This window comes from Mesorhizobium sp. M5C.F.Ca.ET.164.01.1.1 (assembly GCF_004792125.1).
GTDB classification, from domain to species: Bacteria; Pseudomonadota; Alphaproteobacteria; order Rhizobiales; family Rhizobiaceae; genus Mesorhizobium; species Mesorhizobium wenxiniae.
Map to the genome: position 1 here is coordinate 3,051,511 of NZ_SRTG01000001.1, position 18,174 is coordinate 3,069,684.

19 protein-coding genes are annotated in these 18,174 nt (G+C 64.2%); 16 read left to right on the plus strand and 3 right to left on the minus strand.

What is annotated here, in order from left to right:
- Positions 1-79: 79 nt before the first annotated feature.
- The 7 genes from EN807_RS14995 to EN807_RS15030 all read left to right on the plus strand — a co-directional run bounded on the left by EN807_RS14995 (position 80) and on the right by EN807_RS15030 (position 8,114).
- Complete coding sequence (locus EN807_RS14995; RefSeq protein WP_135935471.1) at positions 80-994, plus strand: Ku protein; 915 nt, start codon at positions 80-82, stop codon at positions 992-994.
- Entirely contained in the window at positions 991-2,085 is a 1,095-nt protein-coding gene (locus EN807_RS15000) for a tetratricopeptide repeat protein (protein WP_135935472.1), read from the plus strand. The genes EN807_RS14995 and EN807_RS15000 overlap by 4 nt, the downstream gene beginning before the upstream one ends.
- Complete coding sequence (locus EN807_RS15005; RefSeq protein ID WP_135935473.1) at positions 2,016-2,738, plus strand: hypothetical protein; 723 nt, start codon at positions 2,016-2,018, stop codon at positions 2,736-2,738. Before EN807_RS15000 ends, EN807_RS15005 begins: the two co-directional genes overlap by 70 nt.
- A gap of 231 nt (positions 2,739-2,969) precedes the next feature.
- The gene (locus EN807_RS15015) at positions 2,970-3,617 is read left to right on the plus strand and encodes an alpha/beta family hydrolase (protein WP_135935475.1); all 648 of its coding nucleotides are present in this window, start codon (positions 2,970-2,972) and stop codon (positions 3,615-3,617) included.
- Between the two features lie 9 nt (positions 3,618-3,626).
- A complete protein-coding gene (locus tag EN807_RS15020) occupies positions 3,627-4,397 on the plus strand; it encodes an exodeoxyribonuclease III (protein WP_135935476.1) in 771 nt (256 codons plus the stop codon).
- A gap of 125 nt (positions 4,398-4,522) precedes the next feature.
- Positions 4,523-6,001 carry a WD40 repeat domain-containing protein gene (locus tag EN807_RS15025; protein WP_135935477.1) on the plus strand — a complete coding sequence of 493 codons (1,479 nt, stop codon included), beginning with the start codon at positions 4,523-4,525 and terminating at the stop codon, positions 5,999-6,001.
- A gap of 97 nt (positions 6,002-6,098) precedes the next feature.
- A complete protein-coding gene (locus EN807_RS15030) occupies positions 6,099-8,114 on the plus strand; it encodes an amidase (RefSeq protein WP_135935478.1) in 2,016 nt (671 codons plus the stop codon).
- A gap of 128 nt (positions 8,115-8,242) precedes the next feature.
- On the opposite strand, the gene EN807_RS15035 is transcribed toward EN807_RS15030, so the two are convergent.
- Positions 8,243-8,548: a hypothetical protein gene (locus EN807_RS15035; RefSeq protein ID WP_246684106.1), complete on the minus strand. Its 306-nt coding sequence runs from the start codon at positions 8,546-8,548 to the stop codon at positions 8,243-8,245.
- A gap of 212 nt (positions 8,549-8,760) precedes the next feature.
- Between EN807_RS15035 and EN807_RS15040 the strand changes: the two genes are divergently transcribed.
- The 5 genes from EN807_RS15040 (at position 8,761) to EN807_RS15065 (ending at position 14,639) form a co-directional block, all read left to right on the plus strand.
- Complete coding sequence (locus EN807_RS15040; protein WP_135935480.1) at positions 8,761-10,383, plus strand: ABC-F family ATP-binding cassette domain-containing protein; 1,623 nt, start codon at positions 8,761-8,763, stop codon at positions 10,381-10,383.
- 435 nt (positions 10,384-10,818) lie between these two features.
- Positions 10,819-12,123, plus strand: coding sequence for a mechanosensitive ion channel domain-containing protein (locus EN807_RS15050; protein WP_135935482.1), 1,305 nt, complete (start codon positions 10,819-10,821; stop codon positions 12,121-12,123).
- A gap of 122 nt (positions 12,124-12,245) precedes the next feature.
- Positions 12,246-13,382 (plus strand): KamA family radical SAM protein, encoded by a 1,137-nt coding sequence (locus EN807_RS15055; RefSeq protein WP_135935483.1) that lies wholly within the window; start codon positions 12,246-12,248, stop codon positions 13,380-13,382.
- Positions 13,383-13,537: 155 nt separating this feature from the next.
- The gene (locus EN807_RS15060) at positions 13,538-14,188 is read left to right on the plus strand and encodes a BA14K family protein (RefSeq protein ID WP_135935484.1); all 651 of its coding nucleotides are present in this window, start codon (positions 13,538-13,540) and stop codon (positions 14,186-14,188) included.
- Positions 14,189-14,309: 121 nt separating this feature from the next.
- Positions 14,310-14,639: a DUF2934 domain-containing protein gene (locus EN807_RS15065; protein WP_135935485.1), complete on the plus strand. Its 330-nt coding sequence runs from the start codon at positions 14,310-14,312 to the stop codon at positions 14,637-14,639.
- A gap of 276 nt (positions 14,640-14,915) precedes the next feature.
- Here EN807_RS15065 and EN807_RS36555 read toward each other — a convergent pair whose 3' ends face one another.
- Positions 14,916-15,101: a hypothetical protein gene (locus tag EN807_RS36555; RefSeq protein ID WP_246684107.1), complete on the minus strand. Its 186-nt coding sequence runs from the start codon at positions 15,099-15,101 to the stop codon at positions 14,916-14,918.
- Between EN807_RS36555 and EN807_RS15085 the strand changes: the two genes are divergently transcribed.
- Positions 15,100-15,498, plus strand: coding sequence for a hypothetical protein (locus EN807_RS15085; RefSeq protein WP_135935486.1), 399 nt, complete (start codon positions 15,100-15,102; stop codon positions 15,496-15,498). The genes EN807_RS36555 and EN807_RS15085 overlap by 2 nt on opposite strands.
- Before the next feature lie 3 nt (positions 15,499-15,501).
- Positions 15,502-15,762 carry a hypothetical protein gene (locus tag EN807_RS15090; RefSeq protein ID WP_135935487.1) on the plus strand — a complete coding sequence of 87 codons (261 nt, stop codon included), beginning with the start codon at positions 15,502-15,504 and terminating at the stop codon, positions 15,760-15,762.
- Here EN807_RS15090 and EN807_RS15095 read toward each other — a convergent pair.
- Positions 15,759-16,472, minus strand: a complete 714-nt coding sequence (locus tag EN807_RS15095) for an SOS response-associated peptidase (RefSeq protein WP_135935488.1) — start codon at positions 16,470-16,472, stop codon at positions 15,759-15,761. The two genes, EN807_RS15090 and EN807_RS15095, sit on opposite strands and share 4 nt — an antisense overlap.
- 277 nt (positions 16,473-16,749) lie before the next feature.
- Between EN807_RS15095 and EN807_RS15100 the strand changes: the two genes are divergently transcribed.
- A complete protein-coding gene (locus EN807_RS15100; protein WP_135935489.1) occupies positions 16,750-17,187 on the plus strand; it encodes a hypothetical protein in 438 nt (145 codons plus the stop codon).
- A 168-nt stretch (positions 17,188-17,355) separates the two neighbouring features.
- Positions 17,356-18,114 carry a septum site-determining protein MinC gene (minC, locus tag EN807_RS15105; protein ID WP_127316128.1) on the plus strand — a complete coding sequence of 253 codons (759 nt, stop codon included), beginning with the start codon at positions 17,356-17,358 and terminating at the stop codon, positions 18,112-18,114.
- Positions 18,115-18,174 lie beyond the last annotated feature (60 nt).

The following is an 18,174-nucleotide window of genomic DNA, read 5'->3' on the forward strand; positions in this document are numbered from 1 at the left end:
GGTTTTGCGCAGCGCCGATCGTCCTTTGGACGAAGCGCTGCGAACAGTTTGACAGTGCACGGCCGCGTAGGAGAGTTTCATGGCGCCCAGGGCAAGTTGGAAAGGTTACCTCAAGCTCAGCCTCGTCAGCTGTCCGGTCCGGCTTTATCCGGCGACGAGCGCCAGTGAGCGGATCAGCTTCAATCAGCTGCACAAGGACACCCACAACCGCATCAACATGAAGCCGGTCGACCCCGAGCTGGGGCTGGTCGAGCGCTCGGATCTGGTCAAGGGCTACGAATACGAGGACAAGCAGTACATCATCATCGACGATGCCGACCTCGAGGCGGTGCGCATCGAATCCAACCACACGATGAACATCGAGGCCTTCGTCGACGAGCGTTCGGTCGACGTCATCTACCAGGACGCGCCCTATTATCTAGCGCCGGATGGCGCGATGGCGGAGGAAACCTTCGCCGTGCTGCGCGAAGCCATGCGCAAGTCCGGCAAGCTGGCGATCGCCCGGCTGGTGCTGTCCAGCCGTGAACGGGTAGTGACGATCGGCGCGCGTGAGAACGGCATGTTCGTCTGCACCTTGAGGAACCCGAACGAAGTGCGCGGCACGGCTGAATATTTCGGCAACATCCCGGCCGGCAAGCCCGACCCCGAAATGCTGCAGCTTGCCGAAGCGCTGATCAAGCAGAAGGAAACCACCTTCGACCCGAAGAACTATGAGGATCGCTACGAGATCGCGCTGATGGCGATGATCCGCGAAAAGCTGAAGGGCCACAAGCCTATCACCGCCGCCGCCCCCGAGCGCGGCAATGTGATCAATCTGATGGATGCGCTGAAGGCCAGCCTGTCGCAGTCGGCCAAGCCGCCGGCCAAGAGCAAGAGCAAGGCCGATGAAGCGGCCAAGCCTGCAGCGAAAACCGCCAGGGCCGGCGCCGGCGCGGCCAAGGAAAATCCGCTCAAGGCCAATTTGCTGAAGGCCGTCGGCAAGAGCAAAGGGTGACAGCTCTCGCCGGCACCGTCTTCGGCACCATCGGGGCGCTGGCGGCGTTCCCGCTCAGGCTGGCCGCGCGCGAGGTCGAACGCCAGCACGGCCAATTGCGGCGCGGCGTTAACAGGCGCACCAGCCATGTCGTGTTCGGTCGCACACTTCTGGCCAAGACCGGGGATGCCGAGATCGAGCGCCGCGTCGCGGCCGAGCGCGCGACTGGCCGAAAGCTGATCAGCGAAAACGGCTTTTTGCGCCTGCTCGGGCTGATGAAGGCGCCGGAGGCCTCGGCGCTGCCCAGGCAGTCGCTCATTGACCAGTCGCGGCTTGCCGCCGCCGATCTCGACCTGTTTTCGCTTTTCGATGCCTTCGAGCATGATTGCGAGCCCTATTCGTTTCGCGACCTGATCCTGGCCCGCAAATATGCCGGGCTGATTGCCGGCGGCGCCTCATGGGGGGCGATCGCGCGCTCGGTGCACCGCTGCGGCCCGATCGCCTCGCTGACCGCCAAGTCGCTCAATGTCGGCTCGCAGCATGGGCGTGCGGATGTGATCTATCTCGAGGGCGGCCAGAGCGAGCTTGACGGCCAATTGCTGTTCGACCTGGGGTCGCCGGATGACGACACGCTGGAAGAATTGTTCGCCGACGCCGAAGCCGCGGAAGAGGCTGAACACCACGAGCAGGCGGCCGCACTCTACCAGCGCTGTCTCGCCATCGACCCGAGCGACGCGATCGCCGCCTTCAACCGCGCCAACTGCCTGCGCGCCGCTGGACGCGCGGCCGAGGCGGTGCACGACTATGCCCGCGCCATCAAGCGTGACCCCGGCTTTGTCGAGGCCTGGTTCAATCTGGCCGGGCTGATGAGCGATGAGGGCCGCGACGCCTCGGCACGGCGGCACCTGCAAAAGGCGATCGCGCTCGATGCCAATTATGCCGACGCGGTGTTCAACCTGGCACGGCTGGAGTTCGACGCCGGCAACCTCGCCGAGGCGCGCCGGAACTGGTCGCGCTATCTCGAGCTCGACGCCAGCTCCGAATGGGCGCGGATGGCGGCCAAGGGTATCCAGTTCATCAATTTGCAGCTGGCGCGGATGTCGGCGTCCTGACCCAGATGCTAGATTCAAAGACCATTCGAAAAACAGTTTCAGGAGAACTTCATTCGCGCCTTGGGGCGAAATGGTTCAAGCCGGACGGCGGCAGGCTTGGGGTCGCATCCACTGACAAGTTGACCGACTTCAGCATCGAGTTCGATTGCTATGCGGATCGGCGGTACGGCGGATATAATTGCGCGCTGGCGGCTGTGTTCAAATGGAAGAAATTCCATAGGTCATTCAGGGATTTTACAAATTGGTACAATGTGAGGTATCAAAGTACCGCACGGCCGCCGCCATTTCTCAGAGTTGCTTTCGACAGGATTGACGGAAATTTTCTACTGGGAAGTCGAGACGAATTCTGGATAGCGAATGAACAGGACCTCGACGCGTTCATAGCCCAGTGCGTCGATGATTTGGATGGCAAGGTCGGCGAGTGGATCAAGCGGTGGTTCACTTGGTCTTCGGCGCTGGATGTCATGAACGGTAACGAGCAGTTGTGCGGATCGTGGCGAGATCATGCTTACTTTTGCCTGCTGGAACAGGTTCATGGGCGTGAGGTTGCTTGCAAATGGGTTGGTGACATTGATGCCACTGGCTGGCCCGAATTCCTGGCCGCTCAGGTCGAGTATCTTCAGTTACAGGTTTGCGGTGGGGGCTCCGTATAAAAGGATCGCAATGGTCGCGCTTGAACACCCCCCTCTGGCCTGCCCTCTTTGCCACCACTTGGCATCTCCCCCTCAAGGGGGGAGATTGGCTGTCACTCACGGTTTCGCCAACCACCACCGTTGGCAAGTGGGCGGGGAGACGAAGCTGCTAATCTCCCCCCTTGAAGGGGAGATGGCCGGCAGGCCAGAGGGGGGCGCGAAGGAACTCGGCCTTCATCTGCGAGGCACCCTGTGACGACCGCATTCCTCTTCGACGGCCCCGAAACCGCCGCCATCACCATCCTGCTCGCCCATGGCGCCGGGGCGCCGATGGACTCGGCCTCGATGACCGCCACCGCTAAAGCGCTGGCCGAGGCCGGGTTCCGCGTCGCGCGCTTCGAATTCCATTACATGGCGGCCCGCCGCTACGGCCACCGCAAGCCGCCGCCGCGGGCCGAGACGGTGAACCCCGAATACATCAAGGCGATCGCCGACCTCAGGGCGAAGGGCGTGAAGGGATCGCTCATCATCGGCGGCAAGTCGATGGGCGGCCGCGTCGCCTCGATGATCGCCGACGAGATGTTTTCGAAGGGCGAGATTTCAGGGCTGCTTTGCCTCGGCTATCCCTTCCATCCGCCCGAGAAACCGGCGCAGCTTCGGACAAAACATCTCGCCGATCTCAGGACGCCGACATTGATCTTCCAAGGCACACGCGACGAGTTCGGCACCAGGAACGAGGTCGCGACCTACGATCTTTCCGACACCATCGAAATGCGGTGGCTGGAAGACGGCGACCACGATTTGAAGCCGCGCAAGAGCATCTCCGGTTTTTCGGCCGCCGATCATCTGAAGACACTCGCTGATGCGGTGAAGGCGTGGACCGAGCGCATTGTGCGCTGAAGCAGGCTGATGAAGATCGCCACCTTCAACGTCAACAACATCAACGGCCGGCTGCAAAACCTGCTGGCCTGGCTGACTGTCGCCAAGCCCGACATCGTCTGCCTGCAGGAACTGAAGGCAAGGCAGACGCAGTTTCCGCGCACGGCACTCGCCGCCGCGGGCTACGGCGCGGTGTGGGTGGGACAGCCGACCTGGAACGGCGTCGCCATACTCGCGCGGGGTTCAGAACCCGTTCTGATCCGCGAGGCGCTGCCCGGCGACGAGAGCGATAATCAGGCCCGCTATATCGAGGCGGCGGTCAACGGCATCGTCGTCGCCTGCCTCTATGCGCCGAACGGCAACCCGCAGCCCGGCCCGAAATTCACCTATAAGCTGGCTTGGCACGAGCGACTGAACGTGCATGCGGCGGAACTGTTCGACACCGGCCTGCCGGTGGTGCTGGCCGGCGACTACAACATCGTGCCCGAGCCGCGCGACATCTATCCGACCCGCTCCTATGACGACAATGCGCTGGTGCAGCCGGAAAGCCGCGCCGCTTTCGCAGCACTGCTCGACCAGGGCTGGACCGATGCGCTGCGCAAGAAGCACCCGAAAGAAACGCTTTACACATTCTGGGATTATCGCCGCAACCGCTGGCCGCGCGACGCCGGCCTGCGGCTCGATCATATATTGCTCTCGAAGAAACTGGCGCGCCGATTGGCCGGGGCAGGCATCGACCGCGACGTGCGCGGCGAGCCCGGCGCCAGCGACCACGCGCCGGTGTGGGTGGAATTGCGGTGAGGGGCGAGAGAGCCAATCTCGCCCACGAAGGGGGAGATTGGCCATCAACAGAAGGACATCGACAAGCCCGGCGCTGACCGGCATCATTATGGGCGAAACTGATAGCGGCCCGAGGGGGGAGCCCGATGAACAGGTTTGTCGACAGGCTGCTCGCCGCGCTGCTGCTGGCGATCGGCATGCTCTGCCTCGCACGCGTGTATTTCGCGCTGGGCGGCGAGGGCGCCGGCGACGCTTTCGCGTCCGCGCGCCTGGCGTTTTTCGGCTCAGCGGGCGTTTTCTCAGCCCTTGCAGCCCTGCTGTTCTGGGCCGGCCTGTTGCCGGGCCGGTCGAAGCCCGGACCAGCCATACCCTTGTTCGGCAGAGGCGCCGAAACGCAACCCGCCGGACGACCACGGCTGCGACAGCTCTTCGCCGTCGTTCCGTTCCTCGCCGTGCTCGCTCTGGTGGCCGACCAGCTCGGCCCCTGGTCGCGACAGCCACAGGACGCCGGCAAAAGCCTGACCGCCGAGCAACCCGCGCCGAGCGCGCCGAAGGGCGAAGACGTCGCCAGCGCGGAACCGGCACAGCCGCCAGCTCCTGCCTCGCCATCCGAAGAGGCGCTGGCCCCGCCTGTCTCACCGCCGGAGGCTGCTCCAGCTCCGGCTCCACCGCAGCAGACCGTCGCGCCGCTGCCCCAGGCTCCGCCGCCGCTACCGACGCAGCCCGATGGCCACCGCGAGCCCGTCGTCTGGCTGGCGGTGGCGCCCGACGGGCACTCGATTATGAGCGCCAGCACCGACCGCACGGTCAAGCTCTGGGATATCGACGGCAAGCGCCTGATCCGCACCCTCGGCGTCCACAAGGACATGGCGCGGACCGCGCTTTTCCTGCCCGATGGGGCGCGGGCGCTGACGGCGGGCGACGATGGCGAAATCGTGCTGCGCCAGCTCTCCGACGGCGCTGCGCTGCATGTCTTCTCGTCAGGCCAGAACGGCGGCGTCAACAAGCTGGCGATCAGCCCCGACGGCAAACGTGCTGTCAGCGGGCACGACACCGGCAGGGTCATTGTCTGGGATATCGAGAAAGGCTCGGTGCTGCATGTGACGCCGGGGCACGACTGGTCGATCAGCGGGGTCGCCGTCTCGCCCGACGGCACACGCGCGATCAGCGGCAGCATCGACGGCACGCTGAAGCTATGGGACATCGGCACCGGCAAGCAGCTGCGCAGCTGGCACGGGCATGAGCGCGGCCCCTATGGCGTCCTGTTCATGGGCGACGGGCGCCATCTGTTCACCGGCAGCGGCGATTATACGATCAAGCTCTGGGATCTCGGCACCGGCCGCGAAGTCCGCCGCCTCGAGGGCCATTCGGGCACGGTCTATGCGCTGGCGCTGTCGGCCGACGGCAAGCAGCTGCTGTCCGGCTCGCTCGACGGTACGGCACGGCTGTGGGACATGGAAACCGGCAGTGAGACCGCCCTGTTCGACAGCCGGTCCGGGCCGGTCTACGCGGTGGCGTTCGCCGCCGACGGCACGGTGCTGACCGGCGGCTACGACCGCACAATTTGGGATTGGCCGGCGGGCGGCGGCGACGGCGTAGTGCTCTTCGCCGGCGCGCCGGAGTGATCAATTTCCTGACCGGAGCTCGAGCACCCCCCTCTGAAGGGTCGCGACCGATACAAAATCGACGTAAGGCCTCATCATCGCGCAGGTGCAGAACACCATGACCGATCTCCACATCGTCGAGGCGTCGATCGAACAGCTGCGGCGGGCGCTGGAGGCCGGCACGGTCACCAGCGTCGAGCTGGTCGGCGCTTGCCTGCGCAGGATTGCGCATTACGACCGGCATGGCATCGCCCTCAATGCCGTTCCCGTGCTCAATCCCAAAATGTTCGAGGAGGCCGCCGCGTCCGACCGGCGCCGCAGGGATGGTGCGACGCTCGGGCCGCTGGACGGCATCCCCTACACCGCCAAGGACAGCTACAAGGTGGCGGGCTTGTCGGTGGCCGCCGGCTCGCCGGCCTTCGAGCATCTCACCGCCAACGAGGACGCCTTCACCATCGAGCGGCTAAAGCGCGGCGGCGCGGTGCTGATCGGGCTGACCAACATGCCGCCGATGGCCAATGGCGGCATGCAGCGCGGCGTCTACGGAAGGGCGGAAAGCCCCTACAATGCAGATTACCTGACGGCGGCCTTCGCGTCGGGCTCGTCGAATGGTTCGGGGACCGCGACGGCCGCCAGCTTCGCCGCCTTCGGGCTCGGCGAGGAGACATGGTCGTCGGGCCGGGCGCCGGCGTCGAACAACGCGCTGGTCGCCTACACGCCGTCGCGCGGCGTCATTTCCGTGCGTGGCAACTGGCCGCTGGTGCCGACCATGGACGTGGTGGTGCCACATACGCGCAGCGTTGCCGATATGCTCGAACTGCTCGACGTGATCGTCGCCGACGACCCGAACACGAGAGGCGATTTCTGGCGCGCGCAGCCCTGGGTGGCGCTGCCGAAGAGCTCGGCCGTGCGGCCGCCACGCTATACCGGCCTCACGCCGGAGGGAGCGCTGCAAGGCATGCGGCTCGGCGTGCCCCGCATGTATATCGGCCACGACACGGAGGCTGACGTGCCGATCCAGACCCGCGCGTGGGTGCTCGACCTATGGGAGCAGGCGGCAGCGGATTTGCGACGGCTCGGCGCAACGGTGGTGGAGGTCGATTTTCCCGTCGTCTCCAACTACGAGCGCGACCGGCCGGGCACAAAAAACATGGTCGATCGTGGACTGGTTCCGGAAGAATTCGCCGAGCGCGAGATATGGGACCTATGCGTCTTCGCCTGGGACGATTTCCTGCGCGCCAATGCCGATCCGGCGATCCCCGATCTCGCTTCGGTCGACGGCCCAAAGATCTTTCCGCAGCCGCCTGACACGCTGACGGACCGCTATGGCGACAGTTTCGATCTGGCGGAGTATGTCGAGCGGGCCAAGCGCGGCGTCAAACCATTTGAGGCCATTCCCGAGCTGGAGGCCGGCCTGAAAGGCCTGGAGGCGACGCGGCGCATCGATTTCGAGGATTGGCTGGACGCGCAAGAGCTCGACGCGGTGGTGTTCCCCGCCGTCGCCGATGTCGGGCCGGCCGATGCGGATGTCAACGAGGCCTCCGCAGCACTGGCGTGGCGCAACGGCACCTGGGTCGCCAACGGCAATCTGGTGTGGCGGCATCTCGGGATTCCGACCGTCACCGTGCCGATGGGCACGATGGCCGATATCGGCATGCCGGTCGGCCTCACCTTCGCCGGCAAGGCCTATGCGGATACGAAGCTGCTTCGGCTGGCCGGCGATTTCGAGCGCGCTGGCCAGCGCCGCACCAGCGCGTCGCGCACGCCGGAACTTCCCGACGATGTCTTTGCCGCCCGACACAACGCTAGCGGGCCCGGCGAGGCGCCGCCGCTGACCGTCACGCTTGCCGCCAAGACGCGCCGTGCTGGTGATCAGGACGAGATAACAATCACGCTCGACGTGCATGGCGAGATCGGAACCGAGACCAGCGTGAAAGTCCATGTCAACGGCGAGCCCATTCGCACGCAGCGGACCGGCGCGCGCATGACCGGGCGTACGGTCGTACCGGCCAAAGAGCATGAGCGACTCCACAGCGTCTGGCGCGGCTCGTACGGCTCGATCGTTACCGCCATCGCGCGTCTTGAGGACGGGCGTGCAGCCGGCGCCTATGCGGTGACGGGAGGGATTGGATAGGTAGCCAGAACTCGTATTCGGCCATTCCGTCGTATTCGCATTCTGGGCTGCGGGATGGTGCTGACCCGCATGCCACCGATGATCAATGGCGGCATGCAGCGCGTCTGCGGCCGGCTTTCCAATCTGCGTCAGTCCGGCTTGCAGGGGTCGCTACCGGCGTCGGCTTTGGCCGCCGCTGTCTTGTCGCCCTCCTGCTGCGCCTCGGCATCCTGCTGCGAGGTGGCGAGGTTTTTATTCCCGCCGCTTTCCTGGTTGGCAAGCGGCATGGTGTTGCCGTCCTTATTGGCCGGGCCGCCCTCAACCCTGCTACCGGCATTCGCATCGGTTTCGAGGGGTGCACGCGTTCCGTCTTTGGCGATGCCTGATTGAGCTTCGATCGATGCAGTCGTGTCATGGCAGGTGGCGCTTGCCGCGCCGGCGGTCAGGCCGATCATTGAGGTGGCGAGCAAAATAGCGGTTAGGGTCCTCATCTCATACTCCTTCGCTGTTGAGGTCATCTTTCTAAACTGCCGGCACTATCTGAGGTTCCGCCAATTCAGTTCGAACTTCGAATATGGCGTCGTGTTCCCATTGATTTGCGGGCTTCCGCAGGCGAGGCCTATCGCGTATTGGCGCGGGGAAAATCCCTTTGGCACGCGTGGAAAGCATGATTCGACTGGAAAGCATCAGCAAGCAGAACGGCCGGCAGATCGTCTTTATCGAGGCCTCCGCCTCGCTGGGGAAGGGCGAGAAGGTCGGCCTGGTCGGCCCCAACGGCGCCGGCAAGACGACGCTGTTTCGCATGATCAACGGCGGGGAACAGCCCGACGAGGGCCAGGTCTCCGTCGATCGCGGCGTCACCATCGGCTATTTCAGTCAGGATGTCGGCGACATGGAAGGCCGCAGCGCTGTCGCCGAAGTGATGAACGGCGCCGGGCCGGTGAGCGAAGTGGCGGCCGAGATGCGCGAGCTCGAAGCCGCCATGGGCGACCCGGACAGGGCCGAGGAGATGGACGCCATCATCGCCCGCTATGGCGACCTGCAGGCGCGGTTCGAGGAGCTCGACGGCTATGCGCTGGATGGCCGCGCCCGCGAGGTGCTGGACGGCCTCGGCTTCAGCCAGGAGATGATGGACGGCGACGTCGGAAAACTTTCCGGCGGCTGGAAGATGCGCGTGGCGCTGGCCAGGATCCTGCTGATGCGCCCCGACGCCATGCTGCTCGACGAGCCGAGCAACCATCTCGATTTGGAAAGCCTGATTTGGCTGGAGCAGTTCCTGAAGAGCTATGATGGCGCGCTGCTGATGACCTCGCACGACCGCGAGTTCATGAACCGCATTGTCAACAAGGTGGTCGAGATCGATGGCGGCTCGCTGACCGCTTACTCCGGCAACTATGAATTCTACCAGCAGCAGCGGGCGATCGCCGACCGACAGCAGCAGGCGCAGTTCGAGCGCCAGCAGGCGATGCTGGCCAAGGAGATCGCCTTCATCGAGCGCTTCAAGGCACGGGCGTCACATGCCGCCCAGGTGCAGAGCCGGGTGAGGAAACTGGAGAAGATCGATCGCGTCGAGCCGCCTAAGCGCCGCCAGAAGGTGTCGTTCGACTTCCAGCCGGCGCCGCGCTGCGGCGAGGACGTGGTGACGCTGAAGAATATCCACAAGAGCTATGGCAGCCGGTCGATCTATGAGGGGCTGGATTTCCAGGTGCGCCGCCGCGAGCGCTGGTGCGTGATGGGTATCAACGGCGCCGGCAAGTCGACGCTGCTAAAACTGGTGGCCGGCGCTTCCGAGCCGGACAATGGCACGGTGGCGCGCGGCCCGAGCGTCAAGATGGGCTATTTCGCCCAGCACGCGATGGAAGTGCTGGAGGGCGAGCGCACAGTATTCCAGACGCTGGAGGACGCATTTCCGCAGGCAGGCCAGGCGCCGCTCAGGGCGCTGGCCGGCTGCTTCGGCTTTTCCGGCGACGAGATCGAGAAGAAATGCCGGGTGCTGTCGGGCGGCGAGAAGGCGCGGCTGGTGATGGCGCTGATGCTGTTCGACCCGCCCAACCTTCTGGTGCTGGACGAGCCGACCAACCACCTCGACATCGCCACCAAGGAGATGCTGATCACGGCGCTGTCGCAGTATGAGGGCACCATGCTATTCGTCTCGCACGACCGGCATTTTCTGGCGGCGCTGTCCAACCGGGTGCTGGAACTGACGCCCGAGGGCATTCATACCTATGGCGGAGGGTATACGGAGTATGTCGAGAGGACGGGACAAGAGGCGCCTGGGTTGCGGAGCTAAGCCTGCCGCGAGCTCGCAACAGGGGCCGAGCGGCCCGGCGTCGTTGGCCTGAGGGGGGGACTGGCGCCGAGCCTAACCGGTTGGGGGGTAGATCACCGGCCGTATAGATACATACGCTGAAGCTAATGTAAGCGCAAGCTAATGTTATGCGTTAGCCGTTTCCAGCGGTTGTTTCTGACCATGGATGTTTCTGCCGGCCGCTTCCTGGCCGCGCGCTTGAACCGGGTGCTGGAACTGACGTCCAGAGGGGGCATCCACACCTGTGGCGACGGCTATACCCGACATGTCGAGCGCACCGGCCAGAGGCGCCGGGGCTGCGGGGCTGAAGCGCAGAGCAGGGGCCGCTTGAAGGCGTCTCGATCGCCGGCTTGACCCTTCACGAGGCCGGCGACATTGTGGATATGCGGTTCGCCAGTCCATAACGGTCGTGTGGGAATGGATTTTCGCAACGCCATCGATGAATCGCTGGCCTGGGCCAGCCGATGGTTCGACTATGCCGTCACGCCGTGGTTCTTCTATCAGGCTGCCGTCATCGTCGTGCTCTTCCTCGTCGCGAAGCTCGCGGCGCAGCGCATCGAACCGCTTGTGGAGAACCGGGCACGCCAGATCAAGGGGCATCCCGGACTGTTGAGGGTCGTCGTTGCCCTGTTGCGGCGCACCGACTGGATCCTGTTCACGGTCTTCCTGCTTGCCGCGCTCATTCTCATGCGCGCCGTCACCTGGCCAAGCCGGACCCATTTCATTTATATCGCGCTCTCGCTATCCCTCGCATGGCTGTTCGCATCGGTGCTGTCGCGCATCATCCGCAACCGCTTCGTCGCGCGGGCTCTCGCCTGGCTGACCTGGATCTATGCGGCCCTCGTCATTCTGGGCATCGATGACGACGCCGCGGCTTTCCTGGACAGCCTCGCAATACCTTTGGGCGCGGTGCGCCTTTCGGCGCTCATGGTGCTGAAGGCGGCGCTGCTGCTGATAGCCACGGTTTGGCTTGCGGTGGTCGTCGGCAAGTATATCGATGAGCGCGTCCGGATCTCCGAAGAGCTGACACCCTCGATCCGCGTCCTCGTCGGCAAGGTCGCAAAAGTCGGCCTTGTGCTGGTGGCGGGTGTCATCGCCCTGTCTTCCGTCGGTCTCGACCTGACGGCTCTGACGATATTCTCCGGTGCCGTCGGCGTCGGTCTGGCTTTTGGGCTGCAAAAGGTCGTTTCAAATTTCGTCTCCGGCATGATCATCCTGCTCGACAAGTCGATCAAGCCGGGCGACACCATTTCGCTCGAAGGCACTTTCGGCTGGGTGCGCGAATTGCGGGCGCGGTTTGTCTCGGTGGTGACGCGCGACGGCCGCGAATACCTGATCCCGAACGAAGACTTCATCACCCAAAGGGTCATCAACTGGTCGTTCAGCGACAACCTCGTGCGGCTCGACGTGAATTTCGGGGTCTCTTACGACGCCGACCCGCATAGGGTCAGCGAACTGGCGATAGCGGCCGCCATGAGCGTCGGCCGGGTCGAAGCGGACCGGCGGCCGGTCTGCTGGCTCACGGACTTCGGCGACTCCTCGCTCAATTTCGTGCTGCGCTTCTGGATCCACGACCCGCAGCAAGGTCTGACCAACGTGCGCGGCAGGGTATTGCTGGCGTTGTGGGACACTTTTAGGGAAAACGGCATAGACATCCCTTATCCGCATCGCGAGATCATCATGAAGCCGGATGGGCGCGCTGGGAAATCAAGCGGGCGGTGATGCGTTTCGACCGAGGTGCCCGGCGCCGGGCGCGGCCTTTCGTCCGTGCCAGCCCAACACCGCTTATTGCCTTCAAGCCATGGCTCCAATGCTGTATCCAGCTCCGATTCAAGGAGCCCGCGATGACCTCACACCTCGACATGCCCGACGCCAGCATGGCTGCCGATGAAGGGCGCGCGCACGATGATGACGCAGCGTGGCAGGACGATGTTCGCGCGGGCGTGCGGCATGTTCGCGATCTGGATTCCCTGCCGCTGTCGCCGGCCGAGCGCGCGGCGGCTCAAGTCGCGGCGACGCGCCACAAGGTTCGCATCCCAAAAGCCTATCTCGATCTGATCGACTGGAGCGACCCCGCCGACCCCATCCGGGCGCAGGTCATCCCGTCGCCCGAAGAACTGGCCGAGCTGGAAGGCGAACTCGATGATCCGATCGCCGACCATGCCTTCAGTCCGGTGCCGCGATTGACGCACCGCCATGCCGACCGGGTTTTGCTGTTCCCGACCTATCAATGCGCGGTCTATTGCCGGTTCTGCTTTCGCAAGGAGTCGCTGACTTCGATCGGCCGCGGTTTTTCGCGCGAGGCGCTGGAGCCGGCCTTTGCCTATATCGAGGCCCATCCCGAAATCCGCGAGGTGATCCTGACCGGCGGCGATCCGCTGTCCCTGCCGGACAAGGCGCTGGCGGAAATCCGCGCCCGCATCGAGGCGGTTCCGCATGTGCGGCTCTTACGCATCCACACGCGCGTGCCCGTCGCGCTGCCCTCGCGTGTCACATCAGGGCTGGTTCGCTCCGTGCAGGGCCGGCTGATGGTCACGGTTGTCACCCATTTCAACCACGCGCGGGAGATCACGCCGGCGGCCGAAGCGGCCTGCCGAACTTTAAGACAAGGCGGCTTCCTGCTGCTGAACCAGAGCGTTCTCCTGAAAGGCGTCAACGACACGGTCGAGGTGCTGGAAGAGCTGTGCCGCGAGCTGATGTACCGCCTCGGCGTCAAACCCTATTACCTGCACCACGGCGACCTCGCGCGCGGCATGGCGCACCGGCGCACCACGATCGCCGAGGGACAGGCGCTGGCCAGCGCGCTCCGCGCGCGCCTGTCGGGCATCTGCAGCCCCGTCTATGTGCTGGACCTGCCGGACGGCGGCGGCAAAGTGCCGCTCGGCGCATCCTATGTCGAGGCGCAGGACGGAGAGACCTGGCGGATTCGCGGGCAGGATGGCGAACTGAGGACCTATACGGAGCTTGTCGGCGACCTTTGAACCCTGGGTTCCTCGCCCCCAAAGCGGAGAGGTGGCTCGGCGAAGCCGAGACGGAGAGGGGCTTCCTTTGAGCACGCAAGCTCCTGCTGCGGCGCCTGGTTGGAACCGGATCCAATGCCTCGCATTTCTAGAGATGACGGGCAAAGGAGCGTGGCGTGAAAGTCGTATCGGCGGTACTTGGCGGCTTTTTGCTGACGCTGGCGGTTTTCGCCAGCGGATTGGCCTTCGCCGTCTGGATTCTTTCCGCGGAGCCGGTCCGGCAGGCTGCTCCAACTTCCAGCGTTGCCGAACTGTGGCCGAGGGAGCCGCGGAAGGTGGACACTGCTTCGCAGCGTCTTGAGCGACTTCCCGCCCGCGAGGTCCCGGAGATCCCGGTTGATCGCACCTCGAAACCTGCCGATGCCGCAGCTTCGGCGCCCATCGTTACCGGCGCTATCCAGCCCGCAGCGGACGAGCAGCACGCGGTGCCCGCCGCCCATGTGGAATGGTGCGCAAGCCGCTACCGCTCCTACAGGCCAAGCGACGACCACTACACATCCTACAGCGGAGAGCAGCGTCGCTGCGTCTCGCCCTATCTCGATGCCGGCGCAGCCAAGCGCGTCGCACTGCGTCCCGACGAAAGCGCCAGCTATGTCGAGGCGACCGACACGTGGTCAATAGATGGGAACGTTTCGGCGGATGAAACCGGCGGTGCCTGGCTTCCGCCCGACCACGTCCAATATTGTTTCAACCGCTACCGCTCCTATCGGCCGGAAGACAACACCTACCAGCCCTATTCCGGCGGACCGCGCCGGCAGTGCGAGTAGGCAGGACGGGTGGCGGGCTGGCGGCCGCAGTGCATGGCGCCTCGTGCGACCCCGATCACGCAAATTTCTTGGATCGTTCGGGTTGGCCGGCGTTCATCCGATACCCAAAGGAGGAATCAACATGGGCGACGACCGGGAAGACAAGATTCGTGAGCGCGCATACCAGATCTGGGAACGTGAAGGCCGCATCCATGGCGATCCCGAGCGGCACTGGCACCAGGCCGAGGCCGAGATCGACAGGGAGGCAGCCCTGCCGCTGACGGCAGGCGATGCCCTGCCGGAAACCCGCGAGCTCGCGAGCTCCGACGTCTTGACGGTGGAGGCCCTGGCGGTGCGCACCGGCATATCGGGCGACCAGGCGCAGGAACTGCTCGACAGGCTGGGCAACGACCGCGCGGCGATCGAGCAAGCCGCGCGCAACCTCAAGGGGAAGCAGCGGCTCGGGGAGTGACAGACGATCAGAAAACTCCAAGACGGAAAATACCGCCTCTATTCGCGCAAGAAGCACGAAAAGACCGGAAAGCGCCGCAATCTCGGGACATTTGACAGCCGCGAGGCTGCGGAGAAGCACGAACGCGAGGTGCAGTATTTCAGAGGATTGAGGGGGCCGCTTTCCTGACGCTGCCCGGTGGCATCAGCGCGGGTGGCGCCGAACTCGCGCTGGTCGATGCCCGGATCGCGGCCGCCGCTACCGCTCCTATCGACCGGAAGACAACAGCTGCCAGGCCTATTCCGGCGGCCCGCGCCGGCGCCGTCCCTCAACCGCATCCAGCCGCTCCTGCAAATGCCCATTAAGCACGATCATCTCCTTGAGGGCCTTCACCGCATCGCCCTTGTGCCGGGCGATGAACCTGTCGGCGATGGTCTGAAGGGCGGCCTCCTGGCGGCTGTCAAGCGTCACGATGTGGTCCATGGCGATGCCTCCGACCGTTTCTGTTCAAATTGAACAAAAGGGGAACAAAAACGTCAAGTGTGAATTGACTCTGCGAGGAATGCCTTCCTATTTGTCAGCAGGTGGGGCGGTTGCTCACAAGCTGGGGAGTGCCGCGATGGGCAGACGAAAAAGCCGGTTTGACAGGCTGTCGACGAGGCATGCGGAGGCGATCATCAGCGACGCTCTGAGCCTGCGCAGGACGGTGCTTTCGTCGCAACTGCATCTGAAGGCGCATGGCGAGCTGTATTGGCAGCTTAGTGGACTTGTCGACAAATTGCATGAGGTGATGGGCAGCCTAGCGGAGAAGGAGCCCGATTTCCGGACGCCGAATCTTGGCCTGCTCCCGCTTCCCGAGGATTACCTGACTCGGAAATGACTTATGGCTGGGCCGATGGACAGCGTTGGACGTGCCGCGAAGGCCAACATGCTGCTGATCGTCGAGTGCGGCCACTGCTACCATGTCGGACGCTTCAAGGCGAACGATGTCGCGCAGGTGGTCGGCTGGAACAAGCCGCTGGAAGCCATCAGGTTCAGGTGCAAACGATGCAGCCGGAAGGACACCACCGTGCGCACCCAGTTCATCGACCAGGACCACCCGCCGAAGGGCTACATCTGGGTGCTGCAGAAGTTCAAGCTTTAGAACAGCGAGCCCTGTACGGGCGCCTGTGGCGCCTGCGGCGGAAACTTGATCTGCGTCGCCGGTTTTTCAACGATCACCAGCGCGTCATCCGCTGCCGTGCGCTGCAGGTGCCTTGCCTCCGACCATGGCGCGGTCAGCCAGGTCTCGGTTTCCTCCTGCGTGGTCAGGATGACTGGCATCGCCTTCTCGTGGATCGGCGCGATCAGGGCGTTGGGTCTGGTGGTCAGGAAGCCGTAGAGCTCGAAGTCGCCGGGGCCGTCCTTGACCTTGCGCACGCCTTGCCAGCGCGTCCATAGGCCGGCGAAGAAGAACAGCGGCCGCTCCTCGTTCAGCGCGAACCAATAGTTTTTCTGGATACCGGTATCCGGGTCCTTGTCCCCGGGCGTCGGGCTTGGCTCGGCAAAGCTGGTGAGCGGCACCACGCAGCGGTTCTCGACTCCGAGATATTGCTGCCAGTGGCCGTATTGCGGGTTGCGGATGTTGGTGGTGCCGTAGTCGGCCTTGCCCTTCACCCGCTCAATCGGCGTCGGCATGCCCCACAGCAGGTTGGCCAGTTCCCGCGTCCCGTCCGGCGCGTTGCGCACCACCGGGCCGGGCTGGTTGGGGTAGATGTCGATGGAAGGCTCGAGATTGCCGAGGATATCGCGCAAGGCCCGGGTCCACTGGCGGATCGCTTCCTGGCTGGTGGTGATGTTGTAGAGGTTGCACATGTCGAGCCCTCAGGGACGTTCAGGCATCTTGTGGGAAAGGGCAGGCAATTTCCAGCGCTGTCCGCTCGGCTGCTGACACGCTAGCCAAGCTGCCACCACAGCGCCGCGATCAACCGCCGCCACCCCGGCGATCGACCGCGCTAGATGGACACTGCCGTGCGCAGCGGCGAACCACGGGCCCCACTTACGCAACGGACGCCGATTGTGCGCGTTCTACCCATTAAGAGGAGCATAGCGACGGCTGGTCTCATGCGCTCATAATCGGAGGCAAACTATTATGTCCAAGTTCAAAGAAGCCCTTGATCGCGGGAAGGAAGCTCGCCGTGAGCAGGAGGGGAAGGTCGGCAATGAGAAGACCGAGGGGGTGGACTTCGGCGCGCAAGCCAGGGCCTGGCTAAACGACGTCGTGGTTGCGTCGTTGGAAGCGGCCAAGGCTGACGTGGCGGGCGAGGTGACTGTCGAGATGGACACCGCGCCACGCCGCCAAGCCAAAGCGTCAACACCATCTCTCCGGTTCAAAGTCTACAGGAAGCGAGGCAGCGAGAAGGAGGAAGTCGGAAGGACGTTCACGGTCAACGTTCAGCTGAGTGGGCAAGTGTCGGTCTCTTCGCCCGGGATGGTGGCAAGAGAAGTGGGAAACATAGGGGATAGGACTGACGAGCGGTTCTCTACCTTGCTAGCGGAACTGATCGAGGACGCAGCGAAGGGCATTTAGCCAGCAAGGTGTCGAGAAGGGCAGGCAATTTCCAGCGCTGCCTGCTCGGTTGCTGACACCGCCGGGCCTGTCAGTAAATGGCTTTCCTGGTGTCGCGAATACCCGTCCGTTAACCTTTCGTTAACCATGGCTGGCTAGCGTTTACCTATCAGTAAGGAATCGCTGTCCGTGACCTTCGCCGCCCCCGTTGAGACCAAATCCATTCGTTTTCGCGCCCGCTCCTTCGTCGCCTTCACGCTGACGCCGGAGGCCCCGCTTTCCGAGTGGCTGGAGAGCCTCGATCGCTGGATCGGCAACTCGCCCGGCTATTTCGCCGGCCGGCCGGTGGTGCTTAACCTCAACACGTTAAAGCCTGAGGTCGGCCGGATCGAAGCGCTGGTCGCCGAGCTTGGTCTGCGCGGCATCCGCATCTACGCCATCGAGCTCGACGGCAGCACGGCGCTCGAGGCCAATCTGCCGCCCGTGCTGATCGGCGCGAAGGAGGCCACCGCCGGGCTGCTGATGCAGGCCGACAGCAAGGGCAGGCCGCAAGAGACGGGCAGGGCGGAAGAAGGCAAGGCGGAACAGGGCAAGCCAGAAGACAGGCAGCCGGAAGCGCCGGCCACGCTGATGGTCAAGACGCCGATCCGCTCGGGACAGTCGGTCTTCCACGCGCATGGCGATGTCATCGTGCTGGGCTCCGTCGCCTCCGGTTCCGAGATCGTCGCCGCCGGCTCCATCCATGTCTACGGCACGCTGCGCGGGCGGGCGTCGGCCGGTGTGCTCGGCCATTCGGCGGCGCGCATCTTCTGCCGCAAGAACGAGGCCGAGCTGCTGTCGGTCGACGGCTGGTATTGCACCGCCGAGGAGATGGAGCCGTCCTTGCGTGGAAAAGCGGTGCAGGCGTTTCTCGAAAAAGACACGCTGCGTATCGCGCCGTTCAGCTAAGCATGCCGGCCAAAGGTGCGAAATGTTTTTATAATGGCATTGAGTCAAGCACTTAAGCGG